This window comes from Kitasatospora sp. LaBMicrA B282, assembly GCF_050325825.1.
Classification (GTDB): Bacteria; Actinomycetota; Actinomycetes; order Streptomycetales; family Streptomycetaceae; genus Kitasatospora.
Genome location: NZ_JBNQTI010000302.1, coordinates 1 through 4,867 on the forward strand (window position 1 = coordinate 1; position 4,867 = coordinate 4,867).

A 4,867-nucleotide genomic window follows, 5' to 3' on the forward strand; every position below is an offset into this window, starting at 1 on the left:
GGGGGTGTACGGCTTGGGAGCCTGGGGGGGGGGGCCCCCCCCGGGTTGGGGGGAGTCGTGGCGCCCTCCGCGAGGGCGCCACGGGTCCTGACCCGGCCGTGTCGCTCCCGGCCCGCCCGCCCCGCGCCGACTACCCTGGGTCCCGACGGCTGTGCAGACCGTCACTTCGGCCTGCCCAGGGGGTTCCGCTCGTCATGCGCGTCGTCATCGCCGGTCAGGGCTACGTCGGACTGCCGCTCGCGGTGCGGGCGGCCGAGGTCGGCCACCGGGTGACCGGCTACGACGTCGACCGGCGGCGGATCGAGCGGCTGGCCCGGGGCGAGTCCTACGTGGAGGACATCCCGGACGCGCGGCTGCGGCCGCTGCTGGCGAGCGGCGCCTACCGGCCCTCGGCCGACCCGGCCGCGGTCGCCGGCTTCGACCTCGCGGTGATCACCGTCCCCACCCCGCTGCGCGACGGCGCACCCGACCTCTCCTACATCGAGTCCTCCGCCGAGCTGCTCGCCGGCCACCTGCGCCCCGGCGCCACCGTGGTCCTGGAGTCCACCACCTACCCGGGCACCACCGAGGAGCTGCTCGCCCCGCTGCTGGAGAAGGGCTCCGGACTCAGCGCCGGCCTCGACTTCCGGCTCGGCTACAGCCCCGAGCGGATCGACCCGGGCAACCCCGACTGGCACCTGGAGAACACCCCCAAGGTGGTCTCCGGCCTGAACGCGGACTCGCTGCAGGCGGTCGACGGCTTCTACCGGCAGCTGGTCGACCGCACCGTGCCGGTCTCCTCCTGCAAGGAGGCCGAGCTGACCAAGCTGCTGGAGAACACCTTCCGGCACGTCAACATCGCCCTGGTCAACGAGCTCGCGATGTTCGCCCACGACCTCGGCATCGACGTCTGGGAGGCGATCGACGCCGCCGCCACCAAGCCGTTCGGCTTCCTGCGCTTCAACCCCGGCCCCGGCGTGGGCGGCCACTGCCTGCCGATCGACCCCAGCTACCTCTCCTGGCGGGTCGAGCGGGCCCTCGGCCACTCCTTCCGCTTCGTCGAGCTGGCCAACGACGTCAACAGCCACATGCCCGACTACGTGGTCCGCCGGCTCGCCGAGGGCCTCAACGCCCGCCGCCGCCCGGTCAACGGCTCGCGCATCCTGCTGCTCGGCCTCGCCTACAAGAAGAACACCGGCGACGCCCGGGAGACCCCCGCCGCCCGCGTCGCCGACCTGCTGACCCGGATGGGCGCCGAGGTCCGCGCCGCCGACCCCCACGTGGTGGCCGGCGTCCACGTCGGCGACCCGGCGATCCCGGGCCAGCGCGGCCCGCTCTCCCAGGTCACCCGGGTGACCGCCACCGAGGCGGAACTGGCGGCGGCGGACGCCGTGGTCCTGCTCGCCGACCACGACGACTTCGACTACGACCGGATCCGCGCCCACGCGAGGTACGTCCTGGACTGCCGCCGCCGACTGGGCACGGCGGCGACGGTGGAGGTGCTGTAGGCGCGCGTCCGGTGGTCAGGCCAGGGACTGGACACTCAATAGAGCATCGAGTTGACCACACGGCCAGCTCGCAGGCCACGGCCGCCATCTGGGCAACACATCCGGGGACAGCCCACCGACGACGTAGCCGGAGTACGGCAGGTACTCCCAGGTCCAGTCGCTCACGCCTTGAAGTCCTGCTGGGCCTCGTCGAGGATCACGTTGATCTCGATCGCAGCGGCCTTCAGCTCCTCCCGGGTTCCGGCAGCGGCCATCCGTCGCTCGCAAGCGTGGAAGCGCGCCGAGCGGGAGGGGATCCGCTCGATCGCGATCACCTGCCCCCACTTCAGATGGAAGACGCGGATCGGAGTAAGGCTCTCCTGCTCCTTCGCCCAGGTGAACGCCTGCTGCATGTCCTTGAACAGCTCCGGCAGTCTGGCGGGACACAGGGTCGCCACCGCCTGGCGCAGCGCTGGGAAGGTCATGCTCGGCATCGCGATGACCGGCTCGTCCGGATCGGCATTCGAAGCAGTACTCATGGCGTCCTCCAAGTGGCGCCCCCACCGTAACCGAGCCCGGCAGCCCGGGTGACGAAGTCGACCGTCCTCATCCCATCGTGTGACCACGACGCCGAAGGCCGGCCCCCGTCCCGGGGCCGGCCTTCGGCGTCCGCAGCGCCGGCCGCTCAGCTGCTGCGGCGGCGGTGCACCGTGTTCGGGAGGGAGTCCAGCGGGGCGCCGTCGTCGACGATCACGATCTTCGGGATCACCCGGGTCTCGTCCTCGGGCTCGGGGGCGGGCTCCGCGGTCGGGGGGAACTTCGGCAGCAGGGCCGTCTCGGCCGCCGGGTCGGACGCCGCGGCCGGGGCGCCCGGGGGCGGGGTGGCCGGGCGGGGCGGGATCGGGGGCTGGCCGGCACCGGCGGCGCGCAGGGCGGTGCGGGGGTCGACCGGGGGCTTGGCCGGGGCGGCCGGGGGCTGCGGCGGCTCGAGGGGCAGGCGCAGCACCGTGGTGGGCGCGTCCGTCGAGACCGGCGGTGCGGCCTTGGGCGCCGGGGCCTGCTTGGCCTCCGCCGGCTTGGCGTCGACCGGCTTCGCGTCCACCGCGGGCTTGGCCTCTGCCGGCTTCACGTCCACCGGCTTGGCGTCCGCCGCGGGCTTGCCCGCCGCCGGCTTGGCGTCCTTGGGCAGCGGCAGCTCGCCGGTCTCCGCCTCCGAGTCCGCGGGAGCGGGAGCCGTGGCCGCCGCAGCCGCCGCGGCCGCCGCCGCCTGCTCCGGCTCGATCATGCCGACCGCCTTGCCGGTGAGCGAGGCGAGCGTGCCCTTGATGTGGTCCAGGTGGGTCTGCACCGTGGCCAGCCGCTCGTCGAACGCCGTGCGCTCGGCGGTGCTGTCCGCGTTGACCCGCTCGGCCTCCCGACGGGCCGCCTCGACCAGCTGGTCGGCCTTGGCCTGGGCCTCGGCGTCGATCTGCTTGATCAGGGCGAGCGTGCTCTCCCGGTGCTGCTCGGCCTCCTTGAGGCGGCGCTCGGCGGCCTGCGAGATCTTGGCGTCCTCGGCGACCGCCGCGGCCTCCTCGGCGGCGAACCGCTCGTCGGCCTCGCGGCGCAGCTCGGCCAGCTTGGCCTCGGCGCGCTCGCCGGCCTCGGCCGCCGTGACCCGGACCCGGGCCGCGTCGGCGGTGGCGCTGTCGCGGGTGGCCCGGGCGTCCCGGTCGGCCTCGCCGCGCAGCTTCTCGGCCTCGGCCCGGCTGCGCTCGTCGGTGCGGCGGGCGGCGGCGTCGGCCTCGGTGCGGGTGGCGTCGGCGTACTCGGTGGCGTCGGTCTGCCGCTGCTGGCCCACCTGGTAGGTCTCGTCGCGGGTGTCCTCGGCGAACCGCTCGGCCTTCTCGCGGATCTGCCGGGCCTCGTTCTCGGCGATCAGCATCAGGTCGCCGGCCTGCTCGCTGAGCTGTCCGTAGTCCGGCTCGGGCGCGTCCTCGGCGGCCTGGCGGGCGGCGGCCAGCGCCGCCTCCAGTTCGCGGATCTGGGCGCCGAGCACGCTCAACCGGTGCCAGGCGTGGTCCCGCTGCGCGGTCAACGCGGTCAGTGCGCGGTCGACCTGTTCGGGCGCGTAGCCCTTCCGGGCAGCGGTGAAGCCGTACGACGGGATCGCGTCGCTCATCTGCTGCTCTCTTCCCCTCAGTGCCGGCTGGGCGCGGTGCCGCTGGGCTTGATCATCTGCTTGGTCCGGTGGTCCTCTTGACCTATTTTGCGCAGATCGTTCGGAAAGCCCAAGGGAACGACACCGCCGGCCGGGGCCGCACCGGACGGTGCCGCCCCGGCCCCAGCCGCACCGCGGCTAGAGCAGGCCGTCCCAGAACTGCTCCAGGAGGACCGCCCACCAGGTGTCGGGCGCCTGGAGGGCAGCCGGGTCGATCGCGGCCAGCTCGGCCTGGAAGTCGACGGTCCAGCGCCCGGCCTGATCCGGGGTCAGGCCGTAGCGCAGCGGCCACATCCGACCGAGCAGGGCGAGCGACCGGACGAACTCCGGCACACTGCTGTTGACGAACCGCGGGGGCTCTCCGGTTCCGTCCAGGTCCACGGCGACCACCGCGGCTGTGCCGTACTGCACACAGAGCTGGCGGCCGTAGTCGTTGCCCAGCACCAGGTAGCCGCCCGCGTCCGGCCCGGCCGGGCGACCGCGCTCGGCGGCCAGCTCGGCCAGCGTCGGGATCGGCCGGTTCTCCGGGGCGTGCGCCCAGAAGAACGGACCGAAGTTGGTCGGCAGCCCGGCCCAGACCAGGGTCTGCGCCACCACCTCCGGCACCCCGGCCCGGGACACCGCGCGCTGCTCGTAGCGGAAGACGGCCTGGCCGAAGGACTGCGCCAGCTCGGCGGCGAGCTGCTGCGGCGGCACCGGCGGACGCGGCGGCACCGTGCCGGGCACGGGCAGCGGGGCCCGAACCGGGCGCGGGCGGCGCGGGCCGGCGGCCAGCTGGTGCAGCTCGTCCAGGTGGTTCAGCAGGTGCGACATGCCGGCCTGCCGGGCCTGCTGGTCGCGCCCGTAGGCGGCCGTGTGGGTGACCCGCACGTTCGGCCAGGAGGAGGCGATCAGCCGGGAGCAGTAGCCGCCGGGCAGGTCGCAGGACTCCAGCTCGGTGTGCAGCTCCAGCACCTGCTCGGCGGGCACGTTGAGCCGGCGCAGCTCCTGCAGGATCTTCCACTCCGGGTGCGGGGTGCCCGGCTCGCTGCGCTGCATCACCTTCTGCTCGGAGCCGTCCGGCGCCCGGTAGCTGAGCACGGCCAGGTAGCCGGGGCCCACCGTCGGCACGCCGGGCGGCACCGGCGCCCCCTGCGGCGGCAGCCCGGGCACCGGAGCCGCGGCCCCGGGCACGCCCGCACCGGCCGGCGGCGGCACCGGG

4 protein-coding genes are annotated in these 4,867 nt (G+C 74.7%); 1 reads left to right on the forward strand and 3 read right to left on the reverse strand.

The annotated features are described in order from the left end of the window. The first annotated feature begins 194 nt into the window (after window positions 1-194). Complete coding sequence (locus ACQRUO_RS38610) at window positions 195-1,487, forward strand: nucleotide sugar dehydrogenase (RefSeq protein WP_428320859.1); 1,293 nt, start codon at window positions 195-197, stop codon at window positions 1,485-1,487. Window positions 1,488-1,648: 161 nt separating this feature from the next. On the opposite strand, the gene ACQRUO_RS38615 is transcribed toward ACQRUO_RS38610, so the two are convergent. The 3 genes from ACQRUO_RS38615 to ACQRUO_RS38625 all read right to left on the reverse strand — a co-directional run. After that, window positions 1,649-2,005, reverse strand: coding sequence for a hypothetical protein (locus ACQRUO_RS38615; RefSeq protein ID WP_428320860.1), 357 nt, complete (start codon window positions 2,003-2,005; stop codon window positions 1,649-1,651). 146 nt (window positions 2,006-2,151) lie between these two features. Further along, window positions 2,152-3,627 carry a hypothetical protein gene (locus ACQRUO_RS38620; RefSeq protein WP_428320861.1) on the reverse strand — a complete coding sequence of 492 codons (1,476 nt, stop codon included), beginning with the start codon at window positions 3,625-3,627 and terminating at the stop codon, window positions 2,152-2,154. A gap of 177 nt (window positions 3,628-3,804) precedes the next feature. Beyond that, the coding region (locus ACQRUO_RS38625; RefSeq protein WP_428320862.1) for an SUKH-4 family immunity protein at window positions 3,805-4,867 on the reverse strand (1,063 nt) is incomplete at its 5' end.

Coding starts and splice junctions, on each gene's coding strand:
- ACQRUO_RS38610 (WP_428320859.1), top strand. CDS start 195: ATGCGCGTCGTCATCGCCGGTCAGGGCTACGTCGGACTGCCGCTCGCG.
- ACQRUO_RS38615 (WP_428320860.1), bottom strand. CDS start 2,005: ATGAGTACTGCTTCGAATGCCGATCCGGACGAGCCGGTCATCGCGATG.
- ACQRUO_RS38620 (WP_428320861.1), bottom strand. CDS start 3,627: ATGAGCGACGCGATCCCGTCGTACGGCTTCACCGCTGCCCGGAAGGGC.